Source organism: Chloroflexus aurantiacus J-10-fl, from assembly GCF_000018865.1.
GTDB classification, from domain to species: domain Bacteria; phylum Chloroflexota; class Chloroflexia; order Chloroflexales; family Chloroflexaceae; genus Chloroflexus; species Chloroflexus aurantiacus.
In genome coordinates this window covers 339,671-358,006 of sequence record NC_010175.1, presented here as the reverse complement: position 1 = coordinate 358,006, position 18,336 = coordinate 339,671, and the positions used below count along the sequence as shown (strand labels likewise).

General features: G+C 56.2%; 11 protein-coding genes. 7 read left to right on the top strand and 4 right to left on the bottom strand.

All coding sequences use genetic code 11. The features are described from left to right. Nucleotides 1-399: 399 nt before the first annotated feature. From CAUR_RS21130 to CAUR_RS01390, 4 genes are all read right to left on the bottom strand, one after another. Entirely contained in the window at nt 400-543 is a 144-nt protein-coding gene (locus tag CAUR_RS21130; RefSeq protein ID WP_157866360.1) for a hypothetical protein, read from the bottom strand. 950 nt (nt 544-1,493) lie between these two features. Continuing rightward, nucleotides 1,494-2,441: a TIGR00266 family protein gene (locus CAUR_RS01400; RefSeq protein ID WP_012256184.1), complete on the bottom strand. Its 948-nt coding sequence runs from the start codon at nt 2,439-2,441 to the stop codon at nt 1,494-1,496. 79 nt (nt 2,442-2,520) lie between these two features. Further along, the gene (rho, locus tag CAUR_RS01395) at nt 2,521-3,855 is read right to left on the bottom strand and encodes a transcription termination factor Rho (RefSeq protein ID WP_012256183.1); all 1,335 of its coding nucleotides are present in this window, start codon (nt 3,853-3,855) and stop codon (nt 2,521-2,523) included. Between the two features lie 789 nt (nt 3,856-4,644). Then, entirely contained in the window at nt 4,645-5,166 is a 522-nt protein-coding gene (locus tag CAUR_RS01390) for an adenine phosphoribosyltransferase (RefSeq protein WP_012256182.1), read from the bottom strand. A gap of 567 nt (nt 5,167-5,733) precedes the next feature. Here CAUR_RS01390 and CAUR_RS01385 point away from each other — a divergent pair. From CAUR_RS01385 to CAUR_RS01355, 7 genes are all read left to right on the top strand, one after another. Then, on the top strand, nt 5,734-6,666 hold the full coding sequence (locus CAUR_RS01385; protein ID WP_012256181.1) for an ABC transporter ATP-binding protein: 933 nt from the start codon (nt 5,734-5,736) through the stop codon (nt 6,664-6,666). Nucleotides 6,667-6,956: 290 nt separating this feature from the next. Next, on the top strand, nt 6,957-7,751 hold the full coding sequence (locus tag CAUR_RS01380) for an ABC transporter permease subunit (protein ID WP_012660412.1): 795 nt from the start codon (nt 6,957-6,959) through the stop codon (nt 7,749-7,751). A 226-nt stretch (nt 7,752-7,977) separates the two neighbouring features. Further along, the gene (locus CAUR_RS01375) at nt 7,978-9,981 is read left to right on the top strand and encodes a GAF domain-containing protein (protein ID WP_012256179.1); all 2,004 of its coding nucleotides are present in this window, start codon (nt 7,978-7,980) and stop codon (nt 9,979-9,981) included. A 29-nt stretch (nt 9,982-10,010) separates the two neighbouring features. Beyond that, complete coding sequence (locus CAUR_RS01370) at nt 10,011-10,970, top strand: TerC family protein (RefSeq protein WP_012256178.1); 960 nt, start codon at nt 10,011-10,013, stop codon at nt 10,968-10,970. A gap of 18 nt (nt 10,971-10,988) precedes the next feature. Then, nucleotides 10,989-12,908: a peptidoglycan recognition protein family protein gene (locus CAUR_RS01365; protein ID WP_012256177.1), complete on the top strand. Its 1,920-nt coding sequence runs from the start codon at nt 10,989-10,991 to the stop codon at nt 12,906-12,908. Nucleotides 12,909-12,979: 71 nt separating this feature from the next. Then, complete coding sequence (locus tag CAUR_RS01360) at nt 12,980-14,917, top strand: choice-of-anchor Q domain-containing protein (protein ID WP_012256176.1); 1,938 nt, start codon at nt 12,980-12,982, stop codon at nt 14,915-14,917. A gap of 1,329 nt (nt 14,918-16,246) precedes the next feature. Continuing rightward, complete coding sequence (locus CAUR_RS01355) at nt 16,247-18,295, top strand: PstS family phosphate ABC transporter substrate-binding protein (RefSeq protein WP_012256175.1); 2,049 nt, start codon at nt 16,247-16,249, stop codon at nt 18,293-18,295. Nucleotides 18,296-18,336: the final 41 nt, after the last annotated feature.

The window sequence follows — 18,336 nt, the reverse complement described above, 5'->3', positions numbered from 1 at the left end:
CTGGGAGTTCGTGGTATCGCCCTGGGAGTATATTGCCATCCTGAACTAACTCGCAACAGCGGAAATCATCCTGCACCGCCAATCCCCGCCCCCGGGCCTATGCATTACCCATAACTCGAAAACTGCATTGCCCGCGTGCCGGAGCGGGTCGGGGGCGTGATGATGGGCGTGCTCCCCAGCCGGGAGCTGGGAGCGCGCGCCTCCGGCGCACATGGTGCCGGTACCATTACTGGAGGGAGGAGCCAGGCGCAAGCTCCCGCCCCTGGCGGCATTCACGGACGGCCAGGACAGATGATCAATCACAACCTCTACCCTATCAGGAAGCCCTGGATCACACGTCTGCCCTCCTTTCTCCCGCCCTCTATGCATTACCCACAACTGGTATCAACCACGTGCGTATCAGCGGGTATAACCGCTATGGGTGCTGTTGTGGGCGACTGGCCCGATGGCAGCGCGCAGCTCCAGCCGTGCCGGCACGTGCTGGATGGATTGCCTGACCCGCTCGTTATGCGCGTGTCGGGCGGTGTGGAGTGCGGCAGCCATGCTGCCGCGCCAGCCGTGCTCACGATCCGGCGCGTAGCATACCGTTCCCCATCCTGGTCACGGAGGTGCTGGATGTGCTCGTGCCGATCATCGAGTTGGTCCGGCATGCATGCGATCGCTGCGGGTAGACGTTATGTTGCACCAGGTTCGTGCCTGCGCACCAGCGGCCACGGCCAGCCCCTGCCGGCGGTGGCGAGGATGCCTCCACGCAGGCTGGAAGCCCGCGCCACGGGGAGCGCTTGCAGTCTGCTTGACGCAGCGCGACATGTGGGTAATGCATAGCCCAGCGGGGGCGGGCCAGGGTGGGGGCGTGTTTCAATCACATCCGAGAGCAAAGAAAGCCTGACACACTCCTCATCACCCCGCACGCCGTACTGCGCGTGAATGTTTTGAACCGGTGTTCATGTATCTGTCATTTTAAATCTAGTGGAATGGCGTTCATAACCCGTGATCTGACGATCACCCCGGCGCCGAACCTGAGTGGCGTTTCCGCTGCGCACGCGGTGGGATCACGTTTCGGAGAGGATACGTTTTCCAGACCGGATTGCTCGTGGCGCACCCTGGAGTGCAGCAGCCACGCTGCCGCACCGTCCGTGCTCCGTGTCAGGCACATGTCACGCTGCGTACCCTGCTGGTCACGGGGATGCTGTGTTGGCTTGTCACGAGATCATAGAGTCGGTCAGAAACGAACGAGATAACTTCTCGCCAGGATTTGACATAAGGTAACTTGCTAGCGATGTATGTACCGGCACAGTACCCGACAACAGTGAGTGAGATCATATCTTATTGCCCCCAGGCTCGTTGCCTGATGGCATATGTGCACAACCGGCACCAGCGTTTCCGCATTTCCCGCAACACGTGCATCTCCAGTTGCCTTGCACGTTGCCCACAACAACGGGAGGAGCATCAAGCTGATACTCCTCCCGTTGTGCTCCAGAGATCTACCGTCCTCAATCGTTTGTAAAGAGATTGCCGAGATTGATCCCACCGCTACCGCTGGAACTGCTCGTTGTCGGCATGTATTGAGCCAGTTTCTTCGCCAGATTCATCGCCGGCATGGTCTGGAGCCAGACCCGACCCGGCCCGCGTAGTGTCGTGAGGAATAGGCCTTCGCCACCGAAGAGAATGTTCTTGAACCCGCGCACCATCTCGACATCGAAGTTGATCGTTGGCTCATACATCGCCACGTGACCGGTATCTACTTTGAGCATCTGGTTGGCTTCGAGCGTGTATTCAACGACCTCGCCATCCAGTTCTACGAACGCCAGCCCTGGCCCGGTCAGCTTTTGCATGATAAAACCTTCACCACCGAAGAACCCTGCACCGAGCTTACGCCGGAAGTGGATATCGAGGGATACACTCCGTTCGGCGCACATGAATGAGTCTTTCTGGCAAATCATCGTCTGGCCCGGTGCCAGATTCAGTGGCACAATTTTGCCCGGCAGCTCTGCCGAAAAACCGATGATGCCCGGCCCGCCCTGCGGCGTAAAGTTGACCATAAAGATCGACTCACCAGAGAACATGCGCTTAAATGCACCACCCAGGCCGCCTTCCATATTTGTCTGCATCTGCACGTTGGCACTCATCCAGCTCATGCCGCCGCGCTCTGAGAAGATCGTTTGTCCGGCGGGAACTTCAAGCACAACGGCCTGCATGGTCGTACCAATGATTTTGTAACGCAAGCCGCTTGCGCCGACACCGGTACCGACAATGGTTGGTTCAGGGAGATCGAGGCGTTCACCGGGGCGATTATCGTACACATCAGCCATACTGACCGACTCACCTGACGGCGGAATAAATGAAGATGGTGCTGCGGCTGCTGGTGTCAGGCGAGCGCCACAATTCGTACAAAAGCGAGCGTTTGGAGCTACCGGAGCGCCGCACTGTGGACAATTCATAACCGAGACCTCCTGTTACCAGATGTATCATACCAGGCGCAATACTGTACGTATATCAGTGAACCAAAGTTGCATCAGCCTAACTCTTACTAAGGGTCTGTAAAAACTCGGCATTCGATTTGGTTTTCGCCATCCGGGTCAGCATCAGTTCGGTACCTTCATTCTCACCGAGCATGCTCACCATTCGCCGCAACGTCCATACCTGGCGTAACGTGTCAGGGCTGAGCAGGAGATCCTCGCGGCGCGTACCGGAGCGCTGAATATCAATCGCCGGGAAGATGCGTTTTTCGGCCAGTTTCCGGTCAAGGTGGAGTTCCATGTTGCCGGTGCCCTTGAACTCTTCGTAGATCACATCGTCCATGCGTGAGCCGGTATCGATTAGACAGGTGGCGATAATCGTTAGCGAGCCACCATTTTCAATGTTACGGGCAGCACCGAAAAAGCGTTTTGGCGGATACAGGGCAACCGGGTCGATACCACCAGACAGGGTACGTCCACTCGGGGGCATGGCAACGTTGTACGCCCTGGCCAGTCGGGTGATCGAGTCCATCAAAATGACCACATCATGTCCAATTTCTACCAGGCGTTTCGCCCGCTCCAGCGTCATCTCGGCCACTTTGGTGTGATTTTCGACCGGCTCATCAAACGTCGAAGAGATCACCTCGCCGCGCACAGAACGGCGCATATCGGTGACTTCTTCCGGGCGCTCACCAATCAACAAGACCATCAGAATAATGTCAGGATAGTTGGTCGTGATGCCGTTGGCAATTGCCTTCAACAGCATCGTCTTTCCCGCTTTGGGAGGAGAAACGATTAAGCCTCGCTGACCACGACCGATTGGGGCAATCAAATCGACCAGACGGGTATGCAAGAGATTTGGTTCAGTTTCTAACTTAATCTGTTCGTTGGGAAAAATGGGTGTCAGTTGATCAAAAAATGGTCGTTTGCGGGCAGTTTCCGGATCCTGATCATTAATCTTTTCAACCCGCAATAATGAATAATAGCGCTCACTCTCTTTCGGCGGACGAATTTGCCCCCAAATCCGATCTCCACTGCGTAGGGCAAAGCGACGAATCTGCGATTGTGAGACATAGACATCTTCTGGACTTGGCAGCATCCGATTACCTCGTAAGAAACCGAAACCTTCTGCCATAATGTCCAGGATGCCATCACTGTATATCGTGCTGAACTCAATGGAAGTTCGGTCAACGGTTGTTGTTTCTATCGGATTGAGATCTGGTAACGCTGGAGGCTCGGTAACTGTTATCGTCTGCGTTTGCGTTGCCGTTTGCGCTTGAATTAGTTTATCGATCAGCTCGCGTTTTTTCAATGAGCTGATCCCTGAAATGTCAAGTTTACGCGCCATTTCGCGTAAATCGGCGAGAGTTTTTGTTTCAAGCTCAGCAACTGTCATCACGATACATGCTCCTTGAAGTCAATGAGATAGAAAGTAGACACTGTATCTGGCAGTGAATGGTTTTCATCTGTCGTGTAGGTATCTCAGGGGCGACAGATGAAAAATAGCAGAGCAACATGTTTTTGCACGATGTGATGAAACCCGCAAGTTGTGCTCAAATGCGCAGATATTTGTCTGGTAGTGCCAGAACGGCTATGCAACACAGGGGAGTTCTCTTCGATAGCGCTGACAGTACCATTCTATCAGGACGCTACACTTGTATTGTGTTCGGGATTTAGCGATAGTATAACACAAATGTCAAGATCAAGGCAAGTAGCGCTGTAACTATCTGATGTGTTCTGAAGCTGCCTCTGCCATGATCTATATCTATCGGCCCAAAATCGATGCCAGGCTGGCAATGACTTGTATCAATCCAGATCAGAACGTATCTTGTGGATCTGTGCCATCTTTCAGCACAACCGAAAAGAAAAGAAGGGAGCAGCGGTATCGTCCATTCACGGATCAGGCACGTGCCGAAGGAGTCATCGTTCACGCTCACTAGTGTATAAGTTGCGTTGTTGGGGTGCGGAAGACCGGCTTCCACACCCGTTATTCTCTCCACCGGTCGCGTGTTGCATCAGTCACTCTGCCGATCCCGGATCTGGCTTGTCAATGCAGAGTTTGGAGTGCGGCAGCCACGCTGCCGCACCAGCCGTGCTTGCGGCCATGCGCGTGTCACACCGTTCACCCTGCTGGTCACGGGGATGCTGTGTGCTCTCGCATGTTGTCTGTCAGATGAGCTACCTTCTAAAACTGGATCAGCGAGAAGACCGGTCGTTCACGCAGCCGTTCACGACCATTGAGAAATGTCAGCTCAATCACAAATGCCAGCTCGGCAACCTGTCCACCTGCCATTTCAATTAGATCACAGGCTGCGGCAATCGTGCCGCCGGTCGCCAGCAGATCATCAATCACCAGCACACGTGCACCGGGCTGGAAGGCGTCGCGGTGAATCTCTAGCCGGTTTGTGCCATATTCAAGCTGATACTCGATCTGATACGTGGCAGCCGGTAGTTTACCCGGTTTGCGAATCGGCACCAACCCTACCCCCAGCCGGTAGGCCAGTGGCGCACTAAAGATGAACCCCCGTGACTCGATCCCGACTACCGCATCAATCTGCTGATTCTGGTAGCGTTCGTGCAGACGATCAATAACCTCACTGAATGCCTGACCGTTGCCGATCAACGTGGTAATATCTTTAAACTGAATACCGGGTATTGGAAAGTCGGGAATGTTCCGGATCAGACTGGCCAGATCTTGCCGCGTCATACGCCCTCCATTGTTACGCAAATAGTCAGTACACTCGCTATTATAGAGAATCTGCTCTTGCCTGTGTACGGTAGTATGTGTATTCGATCACAAGTCAAGTGGTAGCGTGCGTCTCTGTCCATACGTATCATACACGTCTTCGATATGCGAAGTGTGATTTGTCTGCTCCTTAAAAGCAAGCATCCTTTAGCTTTCACATGATGCTGATCCGCTATCGTATCGAGAACTTATTTCATAAAAGGTTGTGCTATCGTGCCGCACCATCACACAGGCGCCTGAACGCTTGCCAATCACCAACGGCAGTATATCTTGCTCCCGGCACACCGGCATGAAAGCGAGGAGGCTGACGACCATCGCCAATACCATCAACTCGCGATGCGCGTGTCGCAGCCTGGCTGCCGCACCAGCCGTGCTCACGACCCGGCGCGTGGCACGCTGTTGATCCTGCTGGTCACTGGAATGCTGTGAGTGCTCGTCACGATCATTAATTAATGAGGTAACTTCGAGTGCTGTTGCCTGGCGTAGTACAATGTACAGGTAACCGACCGTTCTGTTGTGGATACACCAATGAATGCCATCGAATGTTATCAGCTTAGTCGTCGCTTTCAAACCATAACCGCCGTCGATAACCTTGACCTGGTGGTTCCCGCAGGAACGATCTTTGGGTTTCTTGGCCCCAACGGTGCTGGCAAAACGACCACGGTTCGGATGCTCTGTGCGCTGATCGCCCCCTCATCTGGCAGTGCGCGGGTGGCCGGTTTTGATGTTCAGACCGAGGCTGATTCGGTACGGGCCAATACCGGGATTCTGACTGAGACCCCTGCCCTTTACGACACTCTGAGTGCGCTTGAGAATCTGACTTTTTTTGCTCGCCTGTATGGTCTTTCGGCGACCCAGGCATCAGAACGGGCTGCACACTATTTGCGCCTTTTTGAGTTGTGGGAACGGCGTAATGATCCGGTCGGTGGCTTTTCCAAGGGCATGCGTCAGAAACTGGCCATTGCCCGCGCTTTGTTACACGATCCGGCAGTCCTCTTTCTCGATGAGCCGACCTCTGGTCTCGATCCGGCAGCCTCCCGTTCAGTTCGTGACGTGATCAAGAGTCTGCGGGCCAGTGGGCGCACGATCTTTCTCACTACCCATAACCTGGCCGAAGCCGACGAGTTGTGTGATCTCATCGGGGTGTTTCGTACTCGTCTCATCTCCCTTGACACCCCGGCAAATCTGCGTACACGCCTGTTTGGGCGGAGTGTACGGGTGGTACTGGCCGGCCCGGCTGCACCACTGGCTCCACTGGTACAACAGTTGTCGTTTGTTATGAACGTAACAGTCGATGATGAACGCACGTTGCTGGTACAATTGACCGACCCTGAAAAGGATAATCCTGTCCTGGTGCGGGCGTTGGTTGCTGCCGGAGCTGATGTTTGCTACATCGAGCCATTTACCCCTTCTCTCGAAGCCGTGTATCTGGAGTTGATCCAGGAGCCGGTCGCTGGGTAAAGTGTATCTGGTGGTTGCAGGTTCATGCGACACAACTGTTTCGATTGACAACACGAGAGGATGTGAAGCTTATATCATACATACCTGCTGGATTGGCAATCATTCACGTGCAGCGATGTATGTGTCGCATGGTTTGAGGTGCAGAAGTCGTGCTTGCTCATCTGGCCGTGCCCGCTGTCGGTTGCGTGTCGCACGATGACCGTACTGGTTACGGGTACGACGTGCGTTATCGTCACGATCTTTGGTCCTGTTAATTCAATTCTCATATACCCTTCTCCAGAGAGATGATTATGCTGCGTTGGGAACCGATCAAGGTGATTATTGCCAAAGAGTGGCTGGAGCTGCGGCGGTCGCGAGGATTGCTCTTAAGTATGCTGTTGCCCCCCATCTTTCTGCCACTGTTTGCCCTTGGTCTCATCTTTGTGATGGGGCTGGTAAGCGATCCGGATACCGCCGACATTCCGGCGGCGGCTGTTGATCCGGCGCTGGCCAATCTGGGGTTAGAGGCGCTGGCTCAGGTTATCTTCGGGCGGCAGTTTTCGACCCTGTTTCTTTTGTTGCCGATGATCATTCCGAATGTCCTTGCCTCCTACAGTATCGTTGGCGAAAAGAATCGACGCACCCTCGAACCATTGCTGGCAGCACCAATCAAGGTAAGTGAGCTGTTACTCGGTAAGGTGTTAGCCGCAATTATTCCAGGGATTGTGCTGACCTGGGGATGTGCCATCGTTTTTGCTGTGGGCTTAGCGATTGTTGTCGTCGATCCGCAGGTGCCTGCTCTCGTGCTGCAACCAGGATGGGTAGCAACACTTCTCTTATCCAGTCCACTCTTAGCCATCATTTCAGTTGCACTTACGGTAATGATTTCATCACGGGTAAACGATCCACGTAGTGCCCAACAAATTGCTGGAGTGCTGATTGTGCCGGTGATGCTGCTTTTCTTTGGTCAGATGCTGGGACTTTTTGTGCTGAATGTTGTGGTGGCACTGATCTTCGCCCTGGTATTGGCGCTGATCGCAGCAGGTCTGATCTGGCTGGCAACCAACGTCTTTCAACGGGAAGAGATTCTGACCCGCTGGCGCTAACGCTCTTGCGCAAACGAGTATAATTGTCTCAAAACAAACGAGATTGTGATGACGTGTGCCTGCGCGGATGTGCTCTGCACGGTGCTGATATTCAGATAGGGAAACCGATGATTGCTCACTGCCATTCCACGTTGATCGCCACCCCACGCCAGGAGCCAACCCGAAAAACCCTACCCGGCCAGTAGTCCTGCGTGGATTATTCGGGTAGGCTCTCAAGGAGCGGTCTATGAAGGATGCGACGGTCAGATCTATGTATGAGGTGCTTACGTCACAACCACCCGATCTGGTTGGTGTACTGCGCGAGACGATCCCATCCATCGGGATGTTGATCGATGCGCTTGAGCAGCAGTCTGACCCGACGCTGCGGCTGAGCCTGTTGCGGCAGATTGGTGCCGAGTGGTATGCCTGCGGTGGAATGGCTGAAGTGTTAACCGAGTTGGGTCTGCATCTTGCGGCCCGGCTACCAATGGCGCAGGGCATTGTCGTTAGTGAATTACTGCTGGCGTTTGGTGCGGCCCAGGAAGAGCAGCGCACACGCGAATGGGAGGCTCGTTTAGTTGCACGGGCAACGCAGCTTGATGGTCTGCACCGGATTATTTCGGCGGCCAATTCTACGCTTGATCTTGATACTTCACTTCAGACGGTAGTCGAAACTGTTGCGCAGGTGATGAATGTTGAAGCCTGCTCGATCTACCTCTACGATAAGCATCGCGATGATCTGGTACTGCGGGCAACCCACGGTTTGAACCGGGCTGCCATTGGTCAGGTGGTGGCCCGGCTTGGCGAAGGAGTTACCGGTTGGGCGGCCCAACTGGGTTATCCGGTGGCAGTGAGTGATGTCTACAAAGACCCGCGCTATCATCGCGAACCCCAGCTCGGTGAAGAGATGTTTCGCTCGATGCTGGCCGTGCCGATTGTGCTCTTCTCGGCGGAACGGTTTCAGTTCAGCGCCGACAAATTGCAGGGTGTGATTAATGTGCAGACAATCGCACCACGCGAGTTCACGCAAGAGGAGATTTCTTTCGTTGAGACGGCTGCCGGTGAGCTGGCCTTCTTCATCGCGAATGCCCAGCTCTATCAGCAGACCGATGAGCGGTTGCACCAGAAATTGCGTGAATTGACCACCCTGCAACAGGTGTCAAAACTGATTGCCGAGCAGATCGGCCTCCATGATGTGCTCAATCTGATCGTCGAGAAGGCTGTTCACCTCTCAAAAGTGGATCGGGCTGCTATCTTTCAGATGGGGGAAGATGGTCAGCTCAAGCTGGTTGCCAGTTATGGTGGTGAAGGCGATGGCGTGCGCGACCTGGTTATTCAGACGGTACGCGATGGTCGCCCTCTGGCAGTTATGAATGCTTACCAGGATGCCCGGTTTCCGCAGTTGCCGGCAGTGGCACGGGCAGAGAATTTTCATTCCCTCTTTTGCATGCCGTTGCGTGCGCGTGGTCGCACCATCGGCGGTATTTGTCTCTACCGTCGTGAACCGCATCTGTTCGATTATGAACAGGTACGGCTGCTCAATACCTTTGCCGACGAAGCGGCCATCGCGATTGAAAACGCACGCCTCTATGAAGAGAGTTTGCGTGCTTTGCGGATCAAGTCGGCTTTGTTGCAAGAGATGCATCACCGCGTGCGCAACAATCTGCAAACCATTGCGGCATTACTGTCAATGCAACTGCGACGGCTCGATCCGGCCAGCCCCGGTGCGAAGGCGTTACGCGAGAGTGCAGCGCGTATTCAGGCCATTGCTGCTATTCATAACCTGCTCTCGCGCGACGATATTGGGGTGACGACCGTTGGCGCAGTGGCGCGCCAGGTCATCGAGAGTGTGCAAAGTACCCTCTTCGAGAGCGATATTCGGGTTGATTTTGCTATTCTCGGTGATGAGGTACGGATCGGTTCACGTGATGCAACCGTGCTGGCACTGGTGATTAATGAGCTGGTTGATAATGCCTTGACCCACGGCCTGGCCGTTGAAGGTGGACGGATTGAGGTTGAAGCTGTGCTTGAACACGGTCAGGTGCTGGTCGAGCTGCGCGATGATGGCCCTCGTCATCCGCCACCGCCGTCACGCCACAGTAGCGGATTGGGATTGCAAATTATTGAAACACTGGTCAATAGCGACCTGAATGGCTCGTTTTCGTTAATTCGCGATGAAGAAGCCGGTTGGATGCGGGCCCGTATTCGCTTTCCACAGCGCATCATTGATGAAGATCGCATTGAAGTCTAAGCATACTGCATGACATTTCTGGAGGGATTGTGGACATCACACTTTGGGCATGGATTGGCTTCCATGCAATCGTTTTTCTGGTTTTGGCCCTTGACCTGGGAGTTTTCCATCGGCGTTCGCATAAAGTCTCGATCCGTGAAGCCGGTTTGTGGACACTGGTCTGGGTAACACTATCGCTGATATTCAATGGCATTATCTGGCTGTGGCGTGGCCCGGAAGATGGTTTGAATTTTTTGACCGGTTATCTGGTTGAATATTCGTTGAGTGTTGATAATATCTTCGTCTTTATACTGCTGTTCAGCTATTTTCGCGTGCCGGCCCAGTATCAACATCGGGTACTCTTCTGGGGTATTCTCGGCGCATTGATCATGCGCGGGACGATGATTCTGTTAGGCTCAGCACTGATCGAGCAATTTGAGTGGATTCTCTACCTGTTTGGTGCCTTCCTCCTGGTGACAGGGGTACGCCTGATCTTCCACGATGATGAGCCTGAAGTAGACCCGCAACGGAATCTACTGGTACGACTGGCTCGTCGGTTGTTGCCGATCACGCCGGATATGCGCGGTGATCGGTTTTTTGTGCGCGAAGCGGATCGCTTTAGTGCAACACCCCTCTTCCTGGTGTTGCTCATTGTTGAGAGTACCGATTTGCTGTTTGCAGTCGACTCCATTCCGGCCATTTTTGGCATCACCCACGATCCATTTATCGTCTATACCTCGAATATCTGCGCTATTCTCGGCTTGCGTTCGTTGTATTTTCTGCTGGCAGGGGTAATGGAATCGTTCTACTACCTGCGCTTCGGTCTTGCCATTATTCTGTCGTTTATCGGTGTCAAGATGCTCACTCCTCTGGTCACCGGCTGGTTCCTCGGCGGTCATAGCGTTCATATTCCGACGACCATCTCATTGGGGGTGATTGTCGTCACATTGCTGGCATCTGTGGTGGCATCACTGATTCGGTCGCGTCGTCTGGCTAGCGCAACCGATTAATCTGGAAGGAGCGACACTATGCCCGATTTTCCCACCGAAGGCTCGCCACCGTTTATCAATCGGATGCTGACGATTGCCGAATGGCGCGAATACGTTGCCAGTTACGATTTTGGTAAGCTGACACCAACTCGTCTGGTGCTACACCATACCTACCGACCCGATGAAACCTCATGGCGTGGCCTGACCACCATGCGCGGGATACAGAAGTTCTACGCCGGTAAAGGCTGGACGGCTGGCCCTCACATTTTTGCTGCTCCTGATGGTATCTGGCTGGCGACCCCGATGTCGCAGATCGGCATTCACGCTGGTGCCGGCAATGGCTCACTCGCCAAAGGCTGGTATTCCATCGGCCTGGAAATGGTCGGTTATTTCGACAAGGTCTTGCCATCCGGGAAGGTTTGGGAGCATTCGCTGGCGGTCATGGGGGAGTTGTCGCGCCGATTGAAGATTCCACCGCGACAGTTGATCTCGTTTCACCGCGACTACACCAATCAAAAGAGCTGTCCCGGCTGGGCAGTAACCAAAGAGTGGGTATGGTCGCAGGTTGAAGCCTATCTGAATAACTCGACACCCCCGACCATACCACCCGGCCAAATCGGTACACCCACACCTGATGATGAACGCTTGATCGAAGCCCTCCTCGAAGAGGGGTACAAACATAAGACCAATGGCCAGGGCTACAATGCCGATTGGGCGTTTCACGCCTATGCGCTCGAACACCAGCTTGGTATGCCAATGGGGCCGAGCGCACGGCTAACTGTGGCCGGCAAGGAGTATAACTATCAGCCCTTTGCTCGCGATACGCTCTATTGCGAGGTGCCGAATTGGGGTGATGTCAAGACCCTGAGTGAGCTACTGGGCGGCAGTATTCCACCGAGCGGTCTGGGGCGTGCCTTGCTTGATGCTACCTATCAGGCCGGTGGTTCACCGTTTCGACCAGACTGGGCCTTTCATCAATACGCCGTTGCCCGCCGTCTGGGGCCGCCGGTCGGCAAGAGCGCACAGATTACCGTTGACGGGAAACAGTATGCGTATCAGGCATTTGCCGTTGACACCCTCTACAATCTCGTTCCCAACTGGAGCGATGTCCGTCAGTTGAGCCAGATCGGAACTGCCACCGATCCGGCGACGGTCAGGCTGCGCGATGCCCTCCTCACCGAAACCTTCAAACAGGCCGGCACGACCTATCGGCCCGATTGGGCATTTCATCAACTGGCCCGACAGTGGGCGATTGGTGCTCCGCTGGCCAATAGCTACCAGATCACCCTTGAGAAGACGACGTATGCGCTCCAGCCCTTCGCGCTTGATGTTCTGTACAACGTAGTGCCAAATTGGGCTGATGTGAAACGATTGAGTGACCTGGCGCGTCAGCATGGGATGCCGGTGTTAGGGATGGCCATGGCAATTGCGCCGCTTGTGTCGGCAGAGAGTCTAACCCCGCCCGACGATGGTGGTTTCAGTATCACCCAGGTGACACCGCCGGCTATGGCCTTCGGCGAGCGTCACGGCGAGCGCGTGAGTATGGTCGTGCTGCACGCGGTACCCGGTGCGGTGGCTGAAACAATTGCTGCCATGACCGACTTCAATGCCCGCTTTGCCACCCACTACCTGATTGGCCTTGACGGTCGTATCTACCGCCTGATTGATGAAGCCAAAGCGGCATGGCATGCCGGATTCGCCACCGGTGGCGGCGTCCGGTATAACCTGAACCGCATCAGTATCGGTATCGCACTGGAACGTCCGGCTGGCTGGCCGGCAACCCGTGATGCCGGTGACACGGATGCGCAGATTCGGGCACTACGCTGGTTACTGCGCCAGCTCGACGCCCGTTACCGCCTCTCACCCGATGCGATTGTGCTCTGGACGAGTCTGGCCGGTAGTGATGACGAGGCATTGAGTGGATTGCCGCTTGGTGCGTTGCGCGAAGCGTTATCCTGATCGTTCATTCTGAAACGTAAACTGTCCGGCCAGGAGCTGATCGTACCCGCATTACCCTTCACCGAGGCGCTATGAACCTTCATCGCTGGCTGCACCTTGCGAGTTTGCTGTTCGCTATGGTCGGATTTCTCTGGCCGTCTATTCCGGTACAGGCTGCGCCAAAGGTGGTCGGTACCGGTACACCGGCCAGTTGCACGGCTACCGCACTGGTGAACGCAGTGACCGGCGGTGGCGAAGTTAGCTTTAATTGCGGTCCAAATTCGCATACCATTGTCCTTAACTCGCCACTGATCATCAACGCACCCCAGACCCTGATCGATGGCGGTGGATTAATCACCTTGCAGGGTGGTGGCGGACGGATTATTGACCATTTCACCTATGGGAATATTGGTCCCAGCCGCCTTGAGCTGCGCAATCTGACGATCACCGGTGGCCGGGCCAGCGGTGGTGGTACCGATCAGTCGGCGGTTGATGGCAGTGGTGGTGCGATTCGTAGTTATTTCGCGGCGGCCAATTCTGCCTTCACCCCCACATTGGTCATAGATCGAGTGATCTTTCGCGACAATCAAACCACTCTGACCGCAGTCCCTCCCGGCAGAGATGCCTATGATTACGGCGGTGGTGCGATCTACAGTCGTGGTGGTGCGGTCATTGTCACCAATAGCCGGTTTGAAAACAATCACGCCAACAATGGGGCCGGCGGTGCGATTCATTTGTTGCAGAGCAGTCTATCAGTTGAAGATAGTGTCTTTCTGGGGAATACCGCCATCGGAGCGCGTCCGCAAGACAGTTTTGGTGGTGCGATTTCGGCTGATGGATTGGGCGGGCCGGATCGCCGTTTACGTGTCGTTCGTTGTCGCTTCGAGCAGAACCAGACGTACAATTCGGGCGGTGCCATTCACGCTAATCTGTACGAAGACAGTAGCCGCCTGGAGGTGATCGATAGTTCATTCATCGCCAATGCTGTAGTTGGCGGTCAACGTGCGCAGGGCGGGGCAATTGGCGGTGGAGGTACAGCTATCGGTACTGGCACCGGTAATCCTGAGATTCTGATCAGTGGCAGCCTGTTCCATGCCAATCGTGCCCGACGCACACCGGGTGCCGACGGTAATCCACGTGAAGATGGTTCCGGCGGCGCGATTGCCTTCCCGCAGCAGGTGCGTCTACGGATTGTCAATTCGACCTTCGTTGCCAATCGCGCCGAAGGAACCGGATTCAATGCCAACGGTGGAGCGCTGTACGTCTTGAACAATCGCCCTGAGCCATTCGTCATCGAGTCCAGCACGTTTGCCGAAAACTATGCCGGTTGGGTCGGTGGGGCAATCAGCCATTCGGGGAATGGCAGCGTCAGTAATAGCCTGTTTGCCTACAACACCGCCGGAAACGGTGGCAATGGCTGGAACATTCAACAGCATTGCTCACGTGAATTGACGCATGATGGTCGTAGCCTGCAATACCCACCCCGTCTCACCGGGGCAAGTTTCTGGAACGATGTCACCTGCTTTGCCGGCAAGAGCGCACCATCTCAGACGGGCGATATCCAGTTTCGCGATCCACTGCTCAAGCCGTTGGCAGCATATGGTGGATTGACGATGACAATGGCCATTCCTGCTGATAGCCCGGCCCGTGATGCCGGTAGCGGCTGCCCGCCAACCGACCAACGAGGAGTTGCTCGCCCGCAACTAAACGCCTGCGATCTCGGCGCATTTGAATTGCAGGTATTTCTGGTTGCGACCCCTTCGCTATTAGCCCGCAATCAATTACCGCCACCGCTCATCCTGCATGGTGTTGACTTCTCTAATGCTACCCAGGCATTTATCGACGGTCAACCGCGTTCAACCACCTTCCTCGATAGCCAGCGGTTACGGCTCACCCTGACGATGACTGATGTGGCTGATCTCGGCCCGCTGACAGTCACCCTCAGTGGCCCAGGCAGTGCAGTGGGGAGCACACAGGTGCAGGTTGTTGAAGCAGTCTACAGTATCTACGTGCCGCAGATTAGTCGCTGATCCAGTCATCTCAAGACTGGTGTAGTGGAAGTCATAACTATTGCCTGGGAGCGCGCGCCTCCGGCGCGCTTGCCCCCTTGCCCCAACTCGCTCCTGCGTTCAGCGGGGTAACACCTGGGAGCACGCGCCTCCGGCACGCTTGTCCCAACTCGCGACCACGCAAGCCATCCTGCGCGGCGACTCCCGCCCCCAGCGGGGCGGGTGGGGGTGGGGGCGTGTCGCATCCCAACTCGCTCCTGCGTTCAGCGGGGTAACACCTGGGAGCACGCGCCTCCGGCGCGCTTGTCCCAACTCGCGACCACGCAAGCCATCCTGCGCGGCGACTCCCGCCCCCAGCGGGGCGGGTGGGGGTGGGGGCGTGTCGCATCCCAACTCGCTCCTGCGTTCAGCGGGGTAACACCTGGGAGCACGCGCCTCCGGCACGCTTGTCCCAACTCGCGACCACGCAAGCCATCCTGCGCGGCGACTCCTGCCCCCAGCGGGGCGGGTGGGGGTGGGGGCGTGTCGCATCCCAACTCGCTCCTGCGTTCAGCGGGGTAACACCTGGGAGCACGCGCCTCCGGCGCGCTTGTCCCAACTCGCGACCACGCAAGCCATCCTGCGCGGCGACTCCCGCCCCCAGCGGGGGCGGGTGGGGGTGGGGGCATGTCGCATCCCAACTCGCTCCTGCGTCCAGCGGGGTAATACCTGGGAGCGCGCGCCTCCGGCGCGCTTGTCCTAACTCGCGACTGCGCAAGCCACGACTCCCGCCCCCAGCGGGGGCGGGTGGGGGTGGGGCGTGTCGCATCCCAACTCGCTCCTGCGTCCAGCGGGGTAGCGCCTGGGAGCGCGCGCCTCCGGCGCGCTTGCCCCAACTCGCGACTGCGGGCGCTATCTTGCCCCGTGACTCCCGCCCCCAGCGGGAGCGGGTGGGGGTGGGGCGTGTCGCAGACCATTGCGGTATCCCACGCCGGCGAGGATACCCTTTTCCAATAGGCTTGCCGTGGCGCAGAGTAATGACTCTTCAGCACGGCTATCATCCCTGAGTGACGCACATTGTTGGGTAAAATGCGACATAACAAACCTTGCCGCAGATTGCACCTTACATTGTTATGGAATCAATTCACTGACTCGCGTTTCATCCCTCGAACGTTCACCTGTATTTAATACTCACTTAACAATCCAATGATGCTGTCTTAAACCGGCGCGTGTATTGTATCGCTGCAAGCGTTGCTCTCTGCATTCCACAGAGTGGCGCACCCTGAAGTGCCGGTAGCCAGGCGATGTCAAGCCCTGGCCTCCGCTTGCGCTTGCAGATTGCAGACAGTAGTTGAAGGAGAGACACTCACTATGGTAGGAAACCCGAAACGATGGATCTACGGCCTTATGCTGATAGCACTGATCGTACCGGTCATTGCTGCCTGTGGTCCGCAGCCGGCGGCCCAGCCAACTGCGGCTCCAGCCCAGCCAACTGCGGCTTCAGCCCAGCCAACTGCGCCTGCCTCTGAGCTGGCTTCGTTGAGTGGCGACATCATTATTGACGGTTCATCAACGGTGTATCCGCCGACCGCTGCTGCTGCCGAGGAATTCTCACGGCTGGCACCGAATGTGCGGGTGAGCGTGGGCATTTCGGGTACCGGTGGCGGGTTCAAGAAGTTCTGCAACGGCGAGACGGACATCTCGAACGCCTCACGCCCGATCCGCGAGGAGGAGCAGGCCATCTGTGCGCAGAACGGGATCGAGTTCATCGAGCTACCGGTGGCGTATGACGGCCTGTCGGTGGTGGTCAATCCGCAGAACGACTGGGTTACCTGTCTGACCGTGGCCGAGCTGAAGAAGATTTGGGAGCCGGCAGCGCAGGGCGTGATCACGAACTGGAACCAGGTGCGCGAAGGGTTCCCGAACCGCCCGCTGGTGCTGTTGGGTGCCGGGACAGACTCGGGTACATTTGACTACTTCACCGAAGCGATTGTCGGCGAAGCCAAGGCAAGCCGTGGTGACTATCAGGCCACCGAGGATGACAACGTGACGATTACCGGTGTCAGTGGTGACCTGAACGCGATGGGGTATCTCGGCTACGCTTACGTAGTTGAGAACCAGGGCAAGATCAAGCCGATTGCAATTGACAATGGCAATGGTTGTGTCGAGCCAAGCTTCGAGACGATTGCTGACGCTTCCTATCAGCCGCTGTCACGCCCACTGTTCATCTACGTCAATAAGGAAGCCGCTGAGCGACCAGAAGTGCAGGCGTTCGTCAACTTCTACCTCAGCCCGGAGTTCACCCCAATCATTCAGACCCCGCAGGTTGGCTACGTGAAACTGTCGGACGAGCTGTATGCCGCGATTGCCAAGCGCTTCAATGACCGCGTGCTGGGCACAATGGTACGGCCCGGTGAAGAGGTTGGTTTGACCCTGGATCGCTACCTGACCGGCGAAATGCCACCGCTGCCGTCGAGTGCCCCCACCTTTGACTACGCAACGCTAAGTGGTGACATCATTATTGACGGTTCATCAACGGTGTATCCGCCGACCGCTGCTGCTGCCGAGGAATTCTCGCGACTGGCCTCGAATGTGCGGGTGAGCGTGGGCATTTCGGGCACCGGTGGCGGGTTCAAGAAGTTCTGCAACGGCGAGACGGACATCTCGAACGCCTCACGCCCGATCCGCGAGGAGGAGCAGGCCATCTGTGCGCAGAACGGGATCGAGTTCATCGAGCTGCCGGTGGCGTATGACGGTCTGTCGGTAGTGGTCAATCCGCAGAACGACTGGGCTACCTGTCTGACCGTGGCCGAGCTGAAGAAGATTTGGGAGCCGGCAGCGCAAGGGGTCATCACGAACTGGAACCAGGTGCGCGAAGGGTTCCCGGATCGGCCACTGGTGCTGTTGGGTGCCGGGACAGACTCGGGTACATTCGACTACTTCACCGAAGCGATTGTCGGCGAGGCCAAGGCAAGTCGTGGTGACTATCAGGCCACCGAAGATGACAACGTGACGATTACCGGCGTGAGTGGTGACCTGAACGCGATGGGGTATCTCGGCTACGCCTACGTAGTTGAGAACCAGGGCAAGATCAAGCCGATTGCGGTTGACAATGGCAACGGTTGTGTCGAGCCGAGCTTCGAGACGATTGCTGACGCTACCTATCAGCCGCTGTCACGCCCACTGTTCATCTACGTCAATAAGGAAGCCGCTGAGCGACCAGAGGTACAGGCGTTCGTCAACTTCTACCTCAGCCCGGAGTTCACCCCAATCATTCAGACCCCACAGGTTGGCTACGTGAAACTGTCGGATGAGCTGTATGCCGCGATTGCCAAGCGCTTCAATGACCGTGTCGTGGGAACGCTGGTAAAGCCCGGTGAGGAAGTTGGTCTGACCCTGGATCGGTATTTAGGAAAGTAAGATAGAGAGATGATGGCGGTATGAGCAAGCCGATGGCGCTT